The sequence below is a fragment of the Phenylobacterium composti DSM 19425 genome (assembly GCF_059568645.1).
This window is the reverse complement of the sequence record NZ_JCANTT010000018.1, coordinates 23,802-39,174: the sequence shown is the minus strand read 5'-3', so window position 1 is coordinate 39,174 and position 15,373 is coordinate 23,802. Positions and strand designations below refer to the sequence as shown.

At 69.0% G+C, this 15,373-nt stretch carries 15 protein-coding genes; 6 read left to right on the top strand and 9 right to left on the bottom strand.

Going from position 1 to position 15,373, the window contains the following annotated elements; all coding sequences use genetic code 11:
* Positions 1-11 precede the first annotated feature (11 nt).
* The 4 genes from BO64_RS13950 to BO64_RS13935 form a co-directional block, all read right to left on the bottom strand.
* Positions 12-1,445: a spinster family MFS transporter gene (locus tag BO64_RS13950; RefSeq protein WP_496403914.1), complete on the bottom strand. Its 1,434-nt coding sequence runs from the start codon at positions 1,443-1,445 to the stop codon at positions 12-14.
* Between the two features lie 101 nt (positions 1,446-1,546).
* Positions 1,547-1,930, bottom strand: coding sequence for a nuclear transport factor 2 family protein (locus BO64_RS13945; protein ID WP_496403913.1), 384 nt, complete (start codon positions 1,928-1,930; stop codon positions 1,547-1,549).
* A gap of 7 nt (positions 1,931-1,937) precedes the next feature.
* Positions 1,938-2,930, bottom strand: a complete 993-nt coding sequence (pip, locus tag BO64_RS13940; RefSeq protein WP_496403912.1) for a prolyl aminopeptidase — start codon at positions 2,928-2,930, stop codon at positions 1,938-1,940.
* 9 nt (positions 2,931-2,939) lie between these two features.
* Positions 2,940-3,899, bottom strand: coding sequence for an alpha/beta fold hydrolase (locus BO64_RS13935; RefSeq protein WP_496404028.1), 960 nt, complete (start codon positions 3,897-3,899; stop codon positions 2,940-2,942).
* Positions 3,900-4,008: 109 nt separating this feature from the next.
* On the opposite strand from BO64_RS13935, the gene BO64_RS13930 reads away from it, so the two are divergent.
* Positions 4,009-5,235, top strand: coding sequence for a multidrug effflux MFS transporter (locus tag BO64_RS13930; RefSeq protein ID WP_496403911.1), 1,227 nt, complete (start codon positions 4,009-4,011; stop codon positions 5,233-5,235).
* Here the strand turns inward: BO64_RS13930 and BO64_RS13925 are convergent.
* From BO64_RS13925 to BO64_RS13915, 3 genes are read right to left on the bottom strand one after another with little or no spacing between them, the layout of a single operon-like run.
* Complete coding sequence (locus BO64_RS13925) at positions 5,226-5,567, bottom strand: DUF423 domain-containing protein (RefSeq protein ID WP_496403910.1); 342 nt, start codon at positions 5,565-5,567, stop codon at positions 5,226-5,228. The two genes, BO64_RS13930 and BO64_RS13925, sit on opposite strands and share 10 nt — an antisense overlap.
* Positions 5,567-6,988 (bottom strand): amidase, encoded by a 1,422-nt coding sequence (locus BO64_RS13920; RefSeq protein WP_496403909.1) that lies wholly within the window; start codon positions 6,986-6,988, stop codon positions 5,567-5,569. The genes BO64_RS13925 and BO64_RS13920 overlap by 1 nt, the downstream gene beginning before the upstream one ends.
* Entirely contained in the window at positions 6,989-8,266 is a 1,278-nt protein-coding gene (locus tag BO64_RS13915; RefSeq protein WP_496403908.1) for an aminotransferase class III-fold pyridoxal phosphate-dependent enzyme, read from the bottom strand. It abuts the gene before it with no gap.
* 79 nt (positions 8,267-8,345) lie between these two features.
* On the opposite strand from BO64_RS13915, the gene BO64_RS13910 reads away from it, so the two are divergent.
* The 5 genes from BO64_RS13910 (at position 8,346) to BO64_RS13890 (ending at position 12,479) form a co-directional block, all read left to right on the top strand.
* The gene (locus tag BO64_RS13910; protein WP_496403907.1) at positions 8,346-9,506 is read left to right on the top strand and encodes an MFS transporter; all 1,161 of its coding nucleotides are present in this window, start codon (positions 8,346-8,348) and stop codon (positions 9,504-9,506) included.
* Between the two features lie 59 nt (positions 9,507-9,565).
* The gene (locus tag BO64_RS13905) at positions 9,566-10,324 is read left to right on the top strand and encodes an N-acyl homoserine lactonase family protein (RefSeq protein WP_496403906.1); all 759 of its coding nucleotides are present in this window, start codon (positions 9,566-9,568) and stop codon (positions 10,322-10,324) included.
* Positions 10,325-10,390: 66 nt separating this feature from the next.
* On the top strand, positions 10,391-11,410 hold the full coding sequence (locus BO64_RS13900) for a zinc-dependent alcohol dehydrogenase family protein (protein WP_496403905.1): 1,020 nt from the start codon (positions 10,391-10,393) through the stop codon (positions 11,408-11,410).
* A gap of 83 nt (positions 11,411-11,493) precedes the next feature.
* Positions 11,494-11,913, top strand: a complete 420-nt coding sequence (locus tag BO64_RS13895) for an ester cyclase (RefSeq protein WP_496403904.1) — start codon at positions 11,494-11,496, stop codon at positions 11,911-11,913.
* The gene (locus tag BO64_RS13890) at positions 11,910-12,479 is read left to right on the top strand and encodes a TetR/AcrR family transcriptional regulator (protein WP_496403903.1); all 570 of its coding nucleotides are present in this window, start codon (positions 11,910-11,912) and stop codon (positions 12,477-12,479) included. Before BO64_RS13895 ends, BO64_RS13890 begins: the two co-directional genes overlap by 4 nt.
* Here BO64_RS13890 and cysN read toward each other — a convergent pair.
* Both cysN and cysD read right to left on the bottom strand, forming a co-directional pair.
* Entirely contained in the window at positions 12,476-14,380 is a 1,905-nt protein-coding gene (gene cysN / locus BO64_RS13885; protein ID WP_496403902.1) for a sulfate adenylyltransferase subunit CysN, read from the bottom strand. The two genes, BO64_RS13890 and cysN, sit on opposite strands and share 4 nt — an antisense overlap.
* Positions 14,380-15,333 (bottom strand): sulfate adenylyltransferase subunit CysD, encoded by a 954-nt coding sequence (gene cysD, locus BO64_RS13880; RefSeq protein WP_496403901.1) that lies wholly within the window; start codon positions 15,331-15,333, stop codon positions 14,380-14,382. Before cysD ends, cysN begins: the two co-directional genes overlap by 1 nt.
* Positions 15,334-15,373: the final 40 nt, after the last annotated feature.

Here is a 15,373-nt window from a genome sequence, read left to right as displayed (position 1 = left end):
TCCTGGCGGCCTTACTTGGCCACCATGTCCCGCTTCAGCCAGCGGCAGGTCATGAAGAAGCAGAGGCCCGCCACGGCGTAGAGCGCCGAGGTGATCAGCATGGAGTGCTGCAGGCTTTCGGGGTGGGCCACGGCGCAGACCGCCTGATCGGCGGCGCCCAGGGCCTTGCGCGCCGCGCCTTCGCAGGCCTGGCGGGTCAGTTCGGCCGCGCCCAGGTTGGCGACCTTCACCTTGAACAGCAGGTCGCTCAGGGCGCCGATGAACAGCGGGCCGAGGCCGTAGCCCAGCAGGTTGATCACGAACAGAAGGATGGCCGTGGCCACGGCGCGGAACTGGGCGCTCACCACGCCCTGGCCGATCGTGTACTGCGAGGCCAGATAGCCGTACTTCACGCCGCCGCCGATGATCAGGCCGAACAGGCACAGGGCCAGGTTCTGGGTGGTGAAGGCCAGGAAGTAGAACGGCACGCTCAGCGTCAGGCCAACGCCCGGCAGCCAGCCGATGGCGTTGGGATGGCGCTTCACCATCCGCTCCGCCAGCCAGCCGGTGGCCAGGGTGCCGACCGCCGCCGACGCCGCCACCGGGGCGTTGATGTAGATCGCGGCCTGGCCGGCCGTGAGTTCGAAGCTGCGGTTGATGAACAGCGACTGGAACGAGGCGATGCCGTAGCCGCAGAAGGAGGCGATGGTGGCCCCGGCCGTCATCCACCAGAAGGACGGCTTGGCCATCAGTTCCTTGATGCCGTCGGCGAAACGCGGCCTGGCCTTGCGCACCGTGCCGGGCGGGTCGGTGTAGCCGCGCGGCGGCTCCTTCACCGTCAGCTTGAAGATGATGGCCACGAGCAGGCCGGGAAGGCCGACCACGAAGAAGGCCATGCGCCAGCCGTAGGCGTCGGTGATCGGGCCGCCGATGACGTTGGCCAGCAGGCCGCCCAGGGTCACGCCCATGGCGTAGTAGCCGAGGGCGGTGGAGCGCCGGCTGGGCGGATAGTAGTCGGCGATCAGCGAATTGGCCGGCGGCGTGCAGCCGGCTTCGCCGATGCCCACGCCCACGCGGCAGGCGAGGAGGATCCAGAAGCCGCCGATGGCCAGGCTGCCGATGGTGACCGGGGCGGCGAGGCCGCACAGCGCCGTCATCAGCGACCAGAGGGCGACGCAGACGGTCATGATCCAGACCCGGTGCCGGGTCTCGGCGAACTGGGCGAGGGGGATGCCGACGACGGTGTAGAGCAGGGCGAAGCCGAAGCCGGTGAGCAGGCCGAAAGCCGTGTCCGAGATACCCAGCTCCGGCTTCATCTGCGGCGCCACCACGGAAAGCAGGCCGCGATCGACAAAGTTGAGAATGTAGATCAGCAGGAGCGCATTAAGCACATAGCTGCGGTACGCCTTGGTGCCGAAGCCGTGGATGTGGCCATCCTCGGCCGGCGCATTACTGATCGCGCTCATATTGACCGTTTCCCCTCGCATAGCTGTCGTAGGGGAACCTAACGAGCGTTTGAAACAGGGGAAAGAGCCGAAATTGCGGTACGGCCGTTCGGTGAACGGACTCAGAAGGGCTCGAAGCAGTCGTAATTGCGCTGCCGCCGGATCTTGTCGCCCTGGAATTCGAAGAAGACCGCAAAGCGGGCCTTCATGGCGTCGCCCGGTTTCAAGGACCTGAGCGGCATGGCGAGCACGCCGCGCCAGAGCACCTCGGCGGCCACCAGGTCTCCACTCTCGACCAGGTTTACGATCTCGTAGGTCTCGGAGCTGAGCACCCCCCGGCCGCGGTCATTCGCCGCGCGCAGGTCGGCGAGAGTCCGCCGCGCACCCGACGGGACGAGGGCGTTCGGAAACTCCTCCTGCACGGCGTCCTCGGTGAAGAAGGCCAGGGAATCGCCGCGCCGCTCGATGGTCTTGAGATAGGCTCGGACGATCTCGGCCCGGCTCATGGGCGGATCAGAGCTTCAGCGCCTGGTCGGTGGCCCGCACCAGGCCATCCACGATCCCGGGCTCGGTGGAGGCGTGGCCCGCGTCCCAGACCACCTCGAGGCGCGCCTCGGGCCAGCCGGCTTTCAGCTTCCAGGCGCTTTCCATGGGCGTCACCACGTCGAAACGGCCCTGGATGATCCAGCCGGGGATGTCGCGGATGCGGTCGAGGTTTTCGAGGATCCAGTTCTTCGAGGGGAAGAAGCCGCCGTTGACGAAGAAGTGGCACTCGATCCGGGCGAAGGCGATGGCGAAGTCGATCTCGTTGAACTTCGACGGGCGGGCCTCCGGGCCGCGGATCGAGATGGTGTCGCCCTCCCACTGGCTCCAAGCCGCCGCAGCCTCGGCCTGGATGGCCCGATCGGGATGGGTCAGGCGCTTGTGGTAGGCGGCCATCATGTCGCCCCGCTCGGACTCGGGGATCGGCGCGCAGAAGCGGGCCCAGGCGTCCGGGAACAGCATCGACGCCCCGTCCTGGTAGAACCAGCGCAGCTCGCGCTCGGTGAGCAGGAAGACGCCGCGCAGGATCAGGCTCTCAACCCGTTCGGGGTGGGTGATGGCGTAGGCGAGGGCGAGGGTGGAGCCCCACGAGCCGCCGAACACGCACCACTTTTCGACGCCGAGGTGCTCACGCAGGCGCTCGATGTCTTCGATCAGGGCCCAGGTGGTGTTGTCCTCGAGGCTGGCGTTCGGCCGGCTGCGGCCACAGCCGCGCTGGTCGAACAGCGCCATGCGCCATTTGATCGGATCGAAGAACCGCCGCATGGTCGGGTTGATCGCCCCGCCCGGACCGCCGTGCAGGATCACGCAAGGCTTGCCATCGGGATTGCCGCACTCCTCGTAGAAGATCTCATGCGGGCCGCCGGTCGCCAGCCAGCCCTGGGCGTAGGGCTCGTTCTCGGGGAAGAGGCCCCGCCGGTGCTGAGAGGCGGAGACGGCGGGCGAGGGCGTGTTGCGTTCCATGCGCCTAGTCTACTTCGGGAACCGCTTGTCCAACCAGCCGAGGATGAGCCGGTTCACCTCTTCCGGCTTCTCCTGCTGGGTCCAGTGGCCGGACCCGGCCACCATGTGCATCTCAAGATCGCCGACCAGCCCCTTCATCGGCTCGGCCATCTCGGGCGTCAGGACGGCGTCGAGCTCGGCGGTGATCATCAGGCAGGGCACGCCATCGAGGCGCATCGGATCGCCCTCAGCCCGTTCCCAGTTGCGGGTGAAGTTGCGGTACCAGCTCACCGGGCCGAAGAAGCCGCCGCGCTGGAAAGCCTCCACGAAGACCGCCAGTTCCTCGGGCGTCAGGAACGGATCGCCCCCGGTCTTTCCGTCCCAGGCGCGGATGAGATCACGGAAGGCGAAGGTCGAGCCGCCCTCGGTGGGCTGGGCTACGGTCCGGAGGGCCGCCGGCTTGCGCATGAAGAAGCGCATGGTCCGTTCGACGTCCTCGCCCAGCACGGCCTCGGGCTCGTCGGGCGTCTGGAACCAGACGATGTACATGTCCGGCCCGAAGCGGCGCCGGAAGATGGCGATGGGATCAATGGGAGCCCGCGGCTGGAACGGAGTGTTGAGGCCGATCACGCCCGCCACGCGGTCGGGGTGCTTGAGCGGCATGGTCCAGACGACAAACCCGCCCCAGTCGTGCCCGCAGAAGATCGCCTTCTCGACACCGAGATGGTCCAGCAGACCCACGAGGTCACCGGTCAGATGCTCAAGGTCATAGTCGGTGACGGCCGTGGGCTTGTCCGACAAGCCGTAGCCCCGCTGGTCGGGCGCGATCACCCAGCGGCCGGCGTCGGCCAGGGCCTTGATCTGGTGACGCCAGGAGAAAGCCAGTTCGGGGAAGCCGTGGCACAGGACGATGGGAACGCCCTCGCGGGGGCCGGCTTCGTAGTAGGCGAGTTCGATCCCGTTCACCCGAACGCGGTTCGGCGCCGGCATCATGTTTTCGAGCGCGGACACTTGGCTTCCCCTCCTAATCTGTCGTGGCCCACAGGCTTCGCCACGAATGGGCTTTGGCCGCGGCGCCATCCGCACTAGGGCATCTGTCGTGACGTACGCCAAGGATACTTCTTCGCCGGCCAAGGTTCCGTGGGGCCTAGTGATCATGCTGGGGGCCCTCACCGGGCTCGGACCGCTGGCCATCGACATGTACCTGCCGAGCCTGCCGGCCATAGGCGCCGACCTGAGGGCCAGCGCCGGCGAGACCCAGGCGACGGTGGCGGCCTTCCTGGCCGGTATGGCCATCGGCCAGTTCTTCTACGGGCCGGCCTCGGATCGTTTCGGTCGCCGCCCGGCCGTGCTGGTGGGCATCGCGATCTTCATCCTTGCCTCGGCGGGGTGCGCCCTGGCCGCCTCGGCGGGGCAGCTCCTGACGGGGCGCTTCATCCAGGCCCTGGGCGCCTGCGCGGGGGCCGTGGTCTCCCGGGCCATCGTCCGGGACCTTTTCGACCATCGCGACACGGCGCGGGTGCTGAGCCTGCTGATGCTAGTCATGGGGCTCGCGCCGATCCTCGCGCCGCTGCTAGGCGGGGTGCTGCTGAGCTTCGGGGGCTGGCGGCTAAACTTCTGGTTCATGGCCTTCTGCGGCGTGGTGCTCGGCGTGGCGGCCCTGTTGCGGCTGAAGGAATCCCGCAGCGAGGAGACGACCCTCCAGGCGCGCTCGGAGACGCCGCTCAAGGCCTATGCGGCGCTCCTGCGCCAGCCGCGGCTGGTTGGCTACGCCCTGGCCGGGGCGCTGAACGGGGCCACGCTCTTCACCTACATCGCGAGCTCGCCCGAGCTGCTCATTGAGACCTATGGGGTTTCGCCCCAGGCTTTCGGCTGGCTGTTCGGCGTCAATGCGGCGGGGGTCATCGGCGCCAACCAAGTGAACCGCTGGCTGCTGCGCACCCTCACGCCGGATCAGGTGCTGGCCCGTGTCAGCGTCCTGGCGGTGGCCTTCGCCCTGGCGCTGGCCTTCTTCGCGATCACGGGCCTTGGCGAGCGCTGGACGGTGCTGCCGCTCCTGTTCCTGGTGCTGGCGAGCTACGGCCTGATGGGCGGCAACACCACCGCCGGGGCGCTCAGCGTCGATCCCAGGCGCGCCGGCTCCACCTCGGCCCTGCTGGGCGGACTGTCGTTCGGGGCGGGGGCGCTTGCGTCCAGCCTGGCCGGCGTCTTCCACGACGGCACGCCGCGGCCGATGGCCATCGTCATGCTGCTAGCCCTGGGCGGATCGATGCTGGCGCTGCGACAGCTGGCCTTGCCCAGGGCCGCGGCCAAGTCTCAGGCCTGACCGCGCGCCGCCGCCCAGGCGACGGCGGCCCAGCCAGCCATGAAGCTGACGCCCCCGATGGGGGTGATCGCCCCAAGGATTCGCGGCGCACCCAGGCCCATGGCGAACAGCGAGCCGGAGAACACCACGACCCCGGCCAGGAACAGCGGCGGCGCGAGACGCGAGCCGAACTGGGCGGTGGCGAACACCGCCAACACATGAACGAAGCCGTAGAGCGCCCCCGTGCGCAGCCACTCCTGCGCCTTGGGATCGGTGACGCCGTGGGCCCCGAAGGCGCCGAAGCCCACACACGCGAGGCCCAGCAGGGCGGCGAGAACAAACATGGCGCGCATCAGCCCCACACCGCCGGCCGGCGGTCCTTCCAGGGGACTTCCTTCTCAAGCTGGGCGGCGAGGCGGAACAGCGTCGCCTCGTCGGCGAAGCGGCCGCTGAACATCATGCCGATGGGCAGGCCGTCCGCCGATCCCCACAGCGGCACGGACATGGACGGCTGGCCGGTGAAGTTGAACGGCGGCGTGTAGGGGTAGGTCGCCGCCTGCCGGCGGTCGAACTCGCGCAGGTCGTCCATCAGCGGGTCGAGCCAGTCGGCGCGGGGCGCGGGCGTGGCCATCACCGGGGAGAGATAGACGTCGAAGTCCTCGAAGGCGGCGAGGATCTGACGGTTCATCAGCCGCAGCTGCTGGAACCCCCAGAAGGCCTGCTGGCCGGTCAGACGCTTGCCGGCCTCATAGGCGCGGCGGGCGAGGGGGCCGAGCTCGTGCTCCTCGGGCTCCCGGCCGAGGTGGTCGATCCACCGCTGGATGTTGGCCGAGAAGTTGGAGGCGCTGGCCAGGCTCTGGGCGCGATAGAGCTCGCGGTAGTCGACGCCGAGGCCGCGTTCGAACACCTCGTGGCCCAGGCCTTTCAGCAGGTCCACGGTGCGGAGCAGGGCGGCCTGCATCTCTTCGGGGATCGGTCGGCCGCTCGGCGTCTCGGCGGACCAGGCGATCCGAAGGCGGCCGGGGCTCTTTTCGATCTCGGCCAGATAGGGCCCCTCCTTGGCCGGCGCCTGGAACGGATCGGCCGCCTGGGCGTAGCCGGTGGCGTCCAGCATGGCGGCGCTGTCGCGGACGGTGCGGCTGACCACATGGTGCACGGAGAAGCCCAGCGCCCCGTCCGTCACCTCGCAGATGGGCGTGCGGTCGCGGGTGACCTTCAGGCCGAACAGCCCGCAGCAGGCGGCGGGAATGCGGATGGAGCCGAGGCCGTCGCTGGCATGGGCCAGGGGGACGATGCCGGCCGCCGTGGCCGAGGCCGCCCCGCCCGAGGAGCCGCCCGAGATGTGGTCGGGGTTCCACGGATTGCGACACGAGCCCAGCCGTTCGGAGTGGGTGACGCCCGGGATGCCGAACTCGGGGGTGTTGGTCTTGCCGAGCAGGACCACGCCGGCGGCGCGGTAGCGGCGGATCAGTTCGCTGTCGGCGGCGTCGGCGGCGACCTGGGCGAAGTTGCTGCCCGAGGTGCGCGGCCAGCCTTTCACCTGGGCGCCGAGGTCTTTGATCAGGAACGGCACGCCGCGGAACGGGCCGTCCGGCAGGTCGGAGGCGGCCGTTTGGCGGGCCTCGTCATAGGCCTTGTGGACGACGGCGTTGAGCGTGGGGTTGTGCCGCTCGATACGCGCGATGGCGGCTTCGGTGAGCTCGGCGGGCGTGACCTCGCGCTTGCGCACCAGCTCGGCCAGGCCCAGGCCGTCGTACTCGGAATAATCGTCCATTCAGCGAGCTCCAGCGGTCAGAAAGGCGAGCTTCTCCACGGGCGGCAGGGCGCCGGCTCTGCGCCTCAGCTCGTCGAAGGCGCTCTCGGCGGCGTCGAGGGCGGAATCGATGTCGGCCTCGGTCATGGCCGCGCAGATGAACATGTTGTGCCAGGGATGCACATAGACCCCGCGGGCCAGCATGGCGCTGGCGAAGCAGAAGCCTTTCCGCAGGTCTGGGTCGTCGTCGAACAGGAACAGCGGCAGGGTCGCAGGCCCCGTCTGGCGGAAGCCGAAGCCGGCGGCTCGGGCCCGTTCGTCCAGTCCGACGCGCAGGCGCTCGCCCAGGGCCGTGATCCGCTCCAGATAGTCCGTCTCGCGCACCAGCCTCAGGGTCTCCAGAGCCGCGGCCATGGGCGCCGCCTGGAACCAGAACGAGCCCGTGGCATAGACCGAGGCGGCGGCGGACCTCGCCTTGTCCGATCCCAGCAGGGCCGACAGGGCGTGGCCGTTGGCGATGCACTTGCCCCAGGTGGACAGGTCCGGCTGGACACCCAGCCGGCTCCATGAGCAGTCGCGGGCGAGCCTGAGGCCCGCGCGGACCTCGTCGACCACCAGCAGGGCGCCGCGTTCGTCGCAGAGTTGGCGGGCGCGGCAGGCGTAGGCCGGGTCCGGCTCAGCCTGGTCCACGAAGGCGTCGTGGCGGAACGGGGCGGCGAAGATGCAGGCCAGATCGTCGCCCGCCTCCGCCACCGCCGCCTCCAGGCTGGCCACGTCGTTGTAGTCGCAGAAGAGCTGGTGGGCCCGATCGCTGTCGATGACGCCCGCCGGCCGCGGCGTGCACCAGGCGGCGGCGCCGTGATAGGCGCCCCTGGCCCGGACCACGACCCGCCTTCCCGTGTGGGCCCGCGAGATCGAGAGCGCCATGGAGGTGGCGTCGGTGCCGTTCTTGCAGAAGATCGCCCAGTCGGCGTGGCTCACCAGGGCGGTGAGCGCCTCGGCCAGCTCGACCATCAGGGCGGTCGGCCCCGTAAGCGTATCGCCGAGACCCAGCCGGCGGACGAAGGCGGCGTCTATCTCGGGATTGGCGTAGCCGAACAGATTGGGCCCGTAGGCGCACATGAGGTCGAGGTAGCGCCGCCCGTCCTCGTCCCAGATGTGGGCGCCTTCGCCACGGGCGAAGAACTGCGGATAGTCGTCCGGCAGCAGGACCGTGGACTGGTGGCCGTACATGCCCCCGGGGATCACCGCCTCCGCGCGCGCCCGCAGCGCCCGATCCTGGCTGTCCGCCCGGTCCATCGCCGCCTCCCTTTGTCTGTTCTTTGCCGGGAGCTTACGTCGCCGCGCGGGCGGAGGCGACTCCGTGTATCCCCGCGGCATGTCTCCGCCGATGAAGATGGGCCTGTTCTACGCGGCGGTCTTCGTCGGGACCGGCGCCGCCTCGCCCTACATGCCGGTGTGGTTCGCCCACCAGGGCCTCTCGGGCGCGCAGATCGGACTGATCCTGTCGCTGCCGATGATGGTGCGGGTGATCTCTGCGCCGCTCATCGCCCTGTGGGCCGACAGCTTCGCCCTGCGCCGGACCGCGCTCGCACTCCTGGGCCTCGCCGTGGCGGTCATCTATGGTCTGATGGCTCTGCCGTGGGGATTTGCGGGGTGGGCGGTTCTGTGGTTTGCGGCCTCGACGACCTTCTCCACCATCTCGCCGCTCACGGACGTCATCGTGCTCTCCCGCGCCCGGCGGGACGGCTTCAACTACGGTTGGCCCCGCGGCATGGGCTCGGCGGCCTTCATCGTGGCCAATCTGGTGGTCGGCTGGCTGCTTGCCCGCGGGTCGGCCGAGGTGGTGCTGGTCTGGATCACCGCCGCCGCCGCCTTGGCCGGGCTCATGGCACGGGCGCTCTTGCCGCCCGACCCGGTGCATGAGGCGGGACAGCGCACGGCTTTCGCAGACCGCTGGGCAGGCCTTGGCGAGCTGATCCGCGATCCGGCCTTCATGCTGACCGTGGCTTCGGCCGGCGCCATCCAGTCGGCCCACGCCTTCTACTACAGCTTCTCGGCGCTCTCCTGGCGCGCCGAGGGCATTCCCGAGAGCACCACCGGGGTGCTCTGGGCCGTGGGCGTCGCGGGCGAGATCGGCTTCTTCTGGTTCCTGGAGCCGTGGCGGCGCCGGCTGGGCGCCCGGCGGCTGCTGGTTCTGGGGGGTATGGCCGGGGTCGTGCGCTGGGGCGCCTATGCGTTCTCGCCGCCGCTGTGGCTGCTGTTCCCGCTGCAGGCCCTGCACGCCCTGACCTATGCGGCGACGTTCCTGGCGGCCCTCCAGCTCACCGAGCGACTGTCGACGTCCCGCAACGCATCGGCCGCCCAGACCGTCAACTCGGCCCTGTCCTCGGGCGTGCTCATGGGCCTTGCGACCCTGGCCTCCGGCCCGCTGTTCGACCACTTCGGCGCCAAGGGTTACCTCCTGATGGCGGCCATGTGCCTTGCGGGGACGGCGGGGGCGCTGAGGCTCTACGCCATCGGCCGGCTGGACCGCTGACCGGCTCTGGACCTTGGCCGGCGCGGCGGCCTAGGCTCGCGCCCTGAGGGAGGCGGGCGATGACGATCCGGCTGTTCGGTTGCGTGTGCGGTCAGTTTCACAGTCCCGGTTCCGGCCTCGGCATGAAGGCCGAGCGGGTGGCTGTGCCGATCCCGTTCTATGTGATCGAACATCCTGACGGCGTGGCCCTCTTCGACTGCGGTCTGCATGCGGAGCTGTGCGACCGCGAGGACCCCTATCTCCAGGGTTTGCGGAACTACGGCCTCGACGCCACCGTCCAGCCGGACCAGTTGGTCGGTCCCGCCCTGGAGCGGCTGGACATCGACCCGGCCAGGGTCCGCTACGTGGCGCTCTCGCACCTGCATTTCGACCACGCCGGCGGCCTGCACGCCCTGCCGAACGCCACGGTGGTGGTCCAGGCCCGGGAATGGGCGGCGGGGGCCGACGCGGAGATGCGTCGCCGTTACGCCATGCCCAAGCGGTTCTTCGACCTCGGCCACGATGTGAAGCTGGTTGACGGGGAGCATGACCTGTTCGGCGACGGAACGGTCACCCTGCTTCCCACCTTCGGCCATACGCCTGGCCATCAGTCGATGCGGGTGCGGAGCGCAGAGGGCGACCACATCCTGGTGGCGGACGCCTGCTACCATGGCGAGGTGGTGCAGACCCGGGCGTTCCCGGCCGGCGCCGACCATGCGGCCATGGGGCGCTCGCTGGACGCCCTGTTGGCCCTGCGCGAGCCCGGCACGGTGATGGTGTTCGGCCACGACCCCGCCCAATGGGGGAAGGCGCCGGTCCTGCCCTCGGCGCGCGGCTGACGTTGCGACACGGTTGCGGAGGCCGCGGGGGCCTCCCCATGATGCCTCCAAGCGGAGGAAACCAGAATGCGTGCGTTGCAAGTGACCGCCCCTTGGGGGCCGGACGCCATCAAGGTCGTGGAAGCGCCCGATCCGACGCCCGGCCACGGCCAGGTGCTGGTGCGGATGAAGGCGTGCTCGCTGAACTACCGCGACTTCCTGATGATCCACGGCATGTACGGGCGGGCGGCGGCCAGCGCCAATGACGTCATCACGCCCTTCTCGGACGGCTGCGGCTATGTGGAGGCGATCGGCCCGGGTGTGACGCGCTTCAAGCCGGGCGACCGCGTCTCCACCCTGTTCTTCCAGAACTGGATCTCGGGGCCGCCGACCCTGGAGAAGCTGACGAGCGCCCTGGGCTTTCCGATCCCCGGCGCAGGCGCTGAACTGCAGGTGTTCAGTCAGGAGGGCCTTGCGAAGGTCCCCGATTTCCTCACCGACCATGAAGTGGCGACCCTGCCGTGCGCGGCGCTCACTGCCTGGCGCGGCCTCTTCTACGACGCCCGGCTGGAGCCGGGCGATACGGTGGTGCTGCAAGGGACCGGCGGGGTCTCGATCTTCGGCCTGCAGTTCGCCGCCCGGGCCGGCCTGCGGACGCTGATCACTTCGTCCTCGGACGCCAAACTCGAGCGCGCCAAGGCGCTCGGGGCGCATCATCTCGTCAACTACAAGACCACCCCCGAGTGGTCGAAGGCCGTGCGGGAGGTCACAGGCGGCGTGGGGGCCGACTTCATCATGGAGGTCGGCGGCGGCGGCACCATCCAGGAGAGCATGAAGGCCATCCGGATCGGCGGCCACATCGCGGTCATCGGCATCGTCGCCGGCGCCGGCGAGCCGTTCAATCCGGCCGCCCTGATCGGCAATTCAGCCCGGCTGCAGGGTCTGTCGGTAGGCTCCCGGGACATGTTCGAAGCCATGTGCCGCTTCATCGAGCTGCACGGCATCCGGCCTGTGGTGGACAAGGTCTATCCCTGGACCGAAGCGAAGTCGGCGATCGCAGCCATGGGGGCGGGCGAGCACTTCGGGAAGATCGTGCTGGAGTTCTGATCGCGAGCTCGCCTGAGACGAGCGTCTTGACGTGAGACAATTGTCTCGCTATCTCGCCCTCAATCGGATTGGAGGGTTGGGAGATGGCGCTCACGCGCGCGCAGATGGATCGGAAGATCGACGAGCATTTCGCCTTCGAACAGGCGGACGATGTGGAGGGCGTGCTGGCCACGATGCACGCCGACGCCGAACACGACATCGTGGGCTGGCCGACGGGGCCGACCCACGGTCGGGAGGGCGCACGGCCCTTCTATGAGGCCCTGTTCGCCGATCTGGCCGACGGCCGGATCGAATGCCTGCGACGGCTCTACGGCGAGGACTTCCTCGTCGACGAATCCCTGTGGCGGGGCCGGGCCGTAGGCCGGCCGTTCGGCCTTGAGGGGCGCGGGCGGCCGCTGGAGTTCCGCCTGCTGCACGTGATCGAATTCGCCGAGAACGGCGACATCCGGCGCGAGAACGTCTGGCTGGACCTCGCCGCCATCCACCAGCAGCTTCCGCAGTGAGCCGCGAGAACCAGCGGCGGCGCACGCGCCAAGCGCTCCTGGACGCCGCCGCGCGGATGACGAAGGAAGGACGCAGGCCCAGCCTGGAGGAGGTGGCTGAAGCGGCGCTGGTCTCGCGGGCGACCGCCTACCGCTACTTCCCGAGCATCGAGGCGCTGTTGGTGGAGGCCTCGCTGGACGTGGCCATGCCCGAGCCGGACGCGCTGTACCAGGGCGTCGGCCCCGATCCGGTGGCGCGGCTGGAGCGGCTGGACGCGGCCCTGGACGAGCTGCTCGACGCGCACGAGCCGCAGTTCCGGATGATGCTGGCCAACTCCATGGCCCAGGCCCTGGACGGCGAGGCCTCGCCCCGGCGTCAGAACCGGCGCACGCCGCTGATCGAGGCCGCGCTGGATGGGGCCGACTTTTCGCCCCCGGCCAGGACGCGCCTTGCCCGGGCCCTGGCGGTGCTGATCGGCACCGAGGCCATGGTGGTGTTCAAGGACGTGCTGCAGCTCGGCCCGGCCGAGGCGCGGGACGTGAAGCGTTGGGCGATCCGCGCCCTGGTGGACGCGGCTCGTCGCTAGATCCCCGGATCGAAGCCGCCTTCCAGCCAGTCGAAGATCGCCTGGGCCGCCTCCTCGGGGGAGGTCCGGGTCGTGTCGATGCGGATCTCCGGATTCTCCGGCGGCTCGTAGGGGCTGTCGATGCCGGTGAAGTTCTTCAGCTCGCCCGCCCGGGCCTTCTTGTAGAGGCCCTTGACGTCCCGCTTCTCGGCCTCGGCCAGGGGCGTGTCGACGAACACCTCGACGAACTCGCGCTCGCCCATGAGCTCGCGGGCCATCTGCCGTTCGGCTCGGAAGGGCGAGATAAAGCTGACCAGCACGATCAGGCCGGCGTCAACCATCAGCTTGGCGACCTCGGCCACCCGGCGGATGTTCTCGACGCGGTCTTCCTCGGTGAAGCCCAGGTCCTTGTTCAGGCCGTGCCGGACGTTGTCGCCGTCGAGCAGGTAGGTGTGCCGCCCCTCGGCGTGCAGGCGTTTCTCGACCAGGTTGGCGATGGTCGACTTGCCGGCGCCGGACAGGCCGGTGAACCACACGACCCGGGCCTTCTGCCCCTTGAGGGCCGAGCGGGCCTGCTTGTCCACGTCGAGGGCCTGCCAGTGGATGTTCTGGCTGCGCCGCAGGGCGAAGCTCAGCATCCCCGCGCCCACCGTGCGGTTGGACAACCGGTCGATGAGGATGAAGCCGCCGAGGTCCTTGTTCTCGGCATAGGGATCGAAGGCGATGGGCGCGGAAAGCGCCAGGTTGCACACGCCGATCTCGTTCAGTTCCAGCCGCGAGGCCGCCAGCTTTTCAAGCGTGTTCACGTTCACCTTGTGCTTGGGCTCGGTGATCTGGGCGGTGACCGTCCGCGTCCCGAGCTTCAGCAGGTAGGGCCGGCCGGGCAGCAGCGGCTCGTCGTCGAACCAGACGATGGTGCTCTCGAACTGGTCGGCTACCTCCGGCGGAGCGCCGGCCGCCGCCAGAACATCGCCGCGGCTGATGTCGATCTCGTCGGCCAGGGTCAGGGTCACCGACTGGCCCGTGACCGCCCGGTCCAGGTCCCCGCGCAGGGTGACGATCCGCTCGACGATGCTTTCCCGCCCGGAGGGCAGGACCTTCACCCTGTCGCCCGGGGCGATGACGCCCGAAGCGATCTGGCCGGAGAAGCCCCGGAAGTCGAGGTTGGGCCGGTTCACCCACTGCACCGGCATCCGGAACGGCTTTTCCTGCAGGTCGTCCTCGACCGGCGCGTCTTCCAGCCAGCGCATCAGCGGCGGCCCGGCGTACCAAGGCGTGTTGGCCGAGGGGGCGGTGATGTTGTCACCCTTGAGCGCCGACATGGGGATGGCGGTGAACTCGCGGATGCCGATCTGGGCCGCGAAGTCGTGGTACTCGGCAACGATGGTGTCGAACACCTCCTGGCTCCAGCCCACGAGGTCCATCTTGTTGATGGCCAGGACCACGTGGCGGATGCCCAGCAGGCTGACCAGGAAGCTGTGTCGCCGGGTCTGGGTGAGGACGCCCTTGCGGGCGTCGATGAGGATCACGGCGGCGTCCGCGGTGGAGGCGCCGGTGACCATGTTGCGGGTGTATTGTTCGTGGCCGGGCGTGTCGGCGACGATGAACTTTCGCTTGTCGGTTGAGAAGAACCGGTAGGCGACGTCGATGGTGATGCCTTGTTCGCGCTCGGCGGCGAGGCCGTCCACCAGCAGGGCGAAGTCGATATCGCCCCCTTGCGTGCCTACGCGCCGGGAGTCGGCTTCGAGGGCCGCGAGCTGGTCCTCGAAGATCATCTTGGAGTCGTAGAGCAGGCGGCCGATCAGGGTCGACTTGCCGTCGTCCACTGAGCCGCAGGTGATGAAGCGCAGCAGGCTCTTCACCTCGTGCTGCTTCAGATACGCCTCGATGTCCTCGGCGATGAGGGCGGACTGGTGGGCCATCAGAAGTAGCCCTCCTGCTTTTTCTTCTCCATGGAGGCGGCCTGATCGTGATCGATCATGCGGCCCTGGCGCTCGCTCGTGGTGGTGAGCAGCATCTCCTGGATGATCTCGGGCAGGGTGGACGCAGTGCTCTCTACCGCGCCGGTGAGCGGGTAGCAGCCCAGGGTGCGGAAGCGCACCGACTTCATCTGCGGGATTTCGCCCTCGCGCAGCGGGAAGCGCTCGTCGTCCACCATGATGAGCGTACCGTCACGCTCAACCACCGGCCGTTCGGCCGCGTAATAGAGCGGCACGATCGGGATGTTCTCGAGGAAGATGTACTGCCAGATGTCGAGCTCGGTCCAATTGGAGATCGGAAACACCCGGATGCTCTCGCCGGGGTTCTTCCGGGTGTTGTAGAGCCGCCAGAGCTCGGGGCGCTGGTTCTTCGGGTCCCACCGGTGGCCCGCCGAGCGGAACGAGAAGATGCGCTCCTTGGCCCGGGACTTCTCCTCGTCCCGCCGGGCGCCGCCAAACGCGGCGTCGAAGCCGTACTTGTCGAGCGCCTGCTTCAGGCCCTCGGTTTTCCAGATGTCGGTGTGCAGAGCGCTGCCGTGGGTGAACGGATTGATGTTCCGGGCCACGGCTTCGGGGTTCTTGTGGACCAGGAGTTCGAAGCCCAGTTCGCGGGCCATCCGCTCGCGCATCTCGTACATCGCCCGGAACTTCCAGGTGGTGTCCACGTGCAGTAGCGGGAACGGCGGCTTGGAGGGATAGAACGCCTTGGCCGCCAGATGCAGCATGACGGCCGAGTCCTTGCCGATGGAATAGAGCATCACCGGCCGCTCGCATTCGGCCACCACCTCGCGCATGATGTGGATGCTCTCGGCTTCGAGCCGTTGCAGGTGGGTGAGCGTCTGGCGGGACAAGGCGCCTTCGGGGTTCGTTGAACGGGCGAGGACGCGGGCGTCCATGAAGCGGACCTTACAGCAAGGATTGAAGATTCCTGTTCGC

What these genes read in the sequence shown, in the direction of transcription:
- BO64_RS13950 (WP_496403914.1), bottom strand. Translation starts at nt 1,445, where the DNA reads ATGAGCGCGATCAGTAATGCGCCGGCCGAGGATGGCCACATCCACGGC.
- BO64_RS13945 (WP_496403913.1), bottom strand. Translation starts at nt 1,930, where the DNA reads ATGAGCCGGGCCGAGATCGTCCGAGCCTATCTCAAGACCATCGAGCGG.
- pip (WP_496403912.1), bottom strand. Translation starts at nt 2,930, where the DNA reads ATGGAACGCAACACGCCCTCGCCCGCCGTCTCCGCCTCTCAGCACCGG.
- BO64_RS13935 (WP_496404028.1), bottom strand. Translation starts at nt 3,899, where the DNA reads ATGCCGGCGCCGAACCGCGTTCGGGTGAACGGGATCGAACTCGCCTAC.
- BO64_RS13925 (WP_496403910.1), bottom strand. Translation starts at nt 5,567, where the DNA reads ATGCGCGCCATGTTTGTTCTCGCCGCCCTGCTGGGCCTCGCGTGTGTG.
- BO64_RS13920 (WP_496403909.1), bottom strand. Translation starts at nt 6,988, where the DNA reads ATGGACGATTATTCCGAGTACGACGGCCTGGGCCTGGCCGAGCTGGTG.
- BO64_RS13915 (WP_496403908.1), bottom strand. Translation starts at nt 8,266, where the DNA reads ATGGACCGGGCGGACAGCCAGGATCGGGCGCTGCGGGCGCGCGCGGAG.
- BO64_RS13910 (WP_496403907.1), top strand. Translation starts at nt 8,346, where the DNA reads ATGTCTCCGCCGATGAAGATGGGCCTGTTCTACGCGGCGGTCTTCGTC.
- BO64_RS13905 (WP_496403906.1), top strand. Translation starts at nt 9,566, where the DNA reads ATGACGATCCGGCTGTTCGGTTGCGTGTGCGGTCAGTTTCACAGTCCC.
- BO64_RS13900 (WP_496403905.1), top strand. Translation starts at nt 10,391, where the DNA reads ATGCGTGCGTTGCAAGTGACCGCCCCTTGGGGGCCGGACGCCATCAAG.
- BO64_RS13895 (WP_496403904.1), top strand. Translation starts at nt 11,494, where the DNA reads ATGGCGCTCACGCGCGCGCAGATGGATCGGAAGATCGACGAGCATTTC.
- cysN (WP_496403902.1), bottom strand. Translation starts at nt 14,380, where the DNA reads ATGGCCCACCAGTCCGCCCTCATCGCCGAGGACATCGAGGCGTATCTG.
- cysD (WP_496403901.1), bottom strand. Translation starts at nt 15,333, where the DNA reads ATGGACGCCCGCGTCCTCGCCCGTTCAACGAACCCCGAAGGCGCCTTG.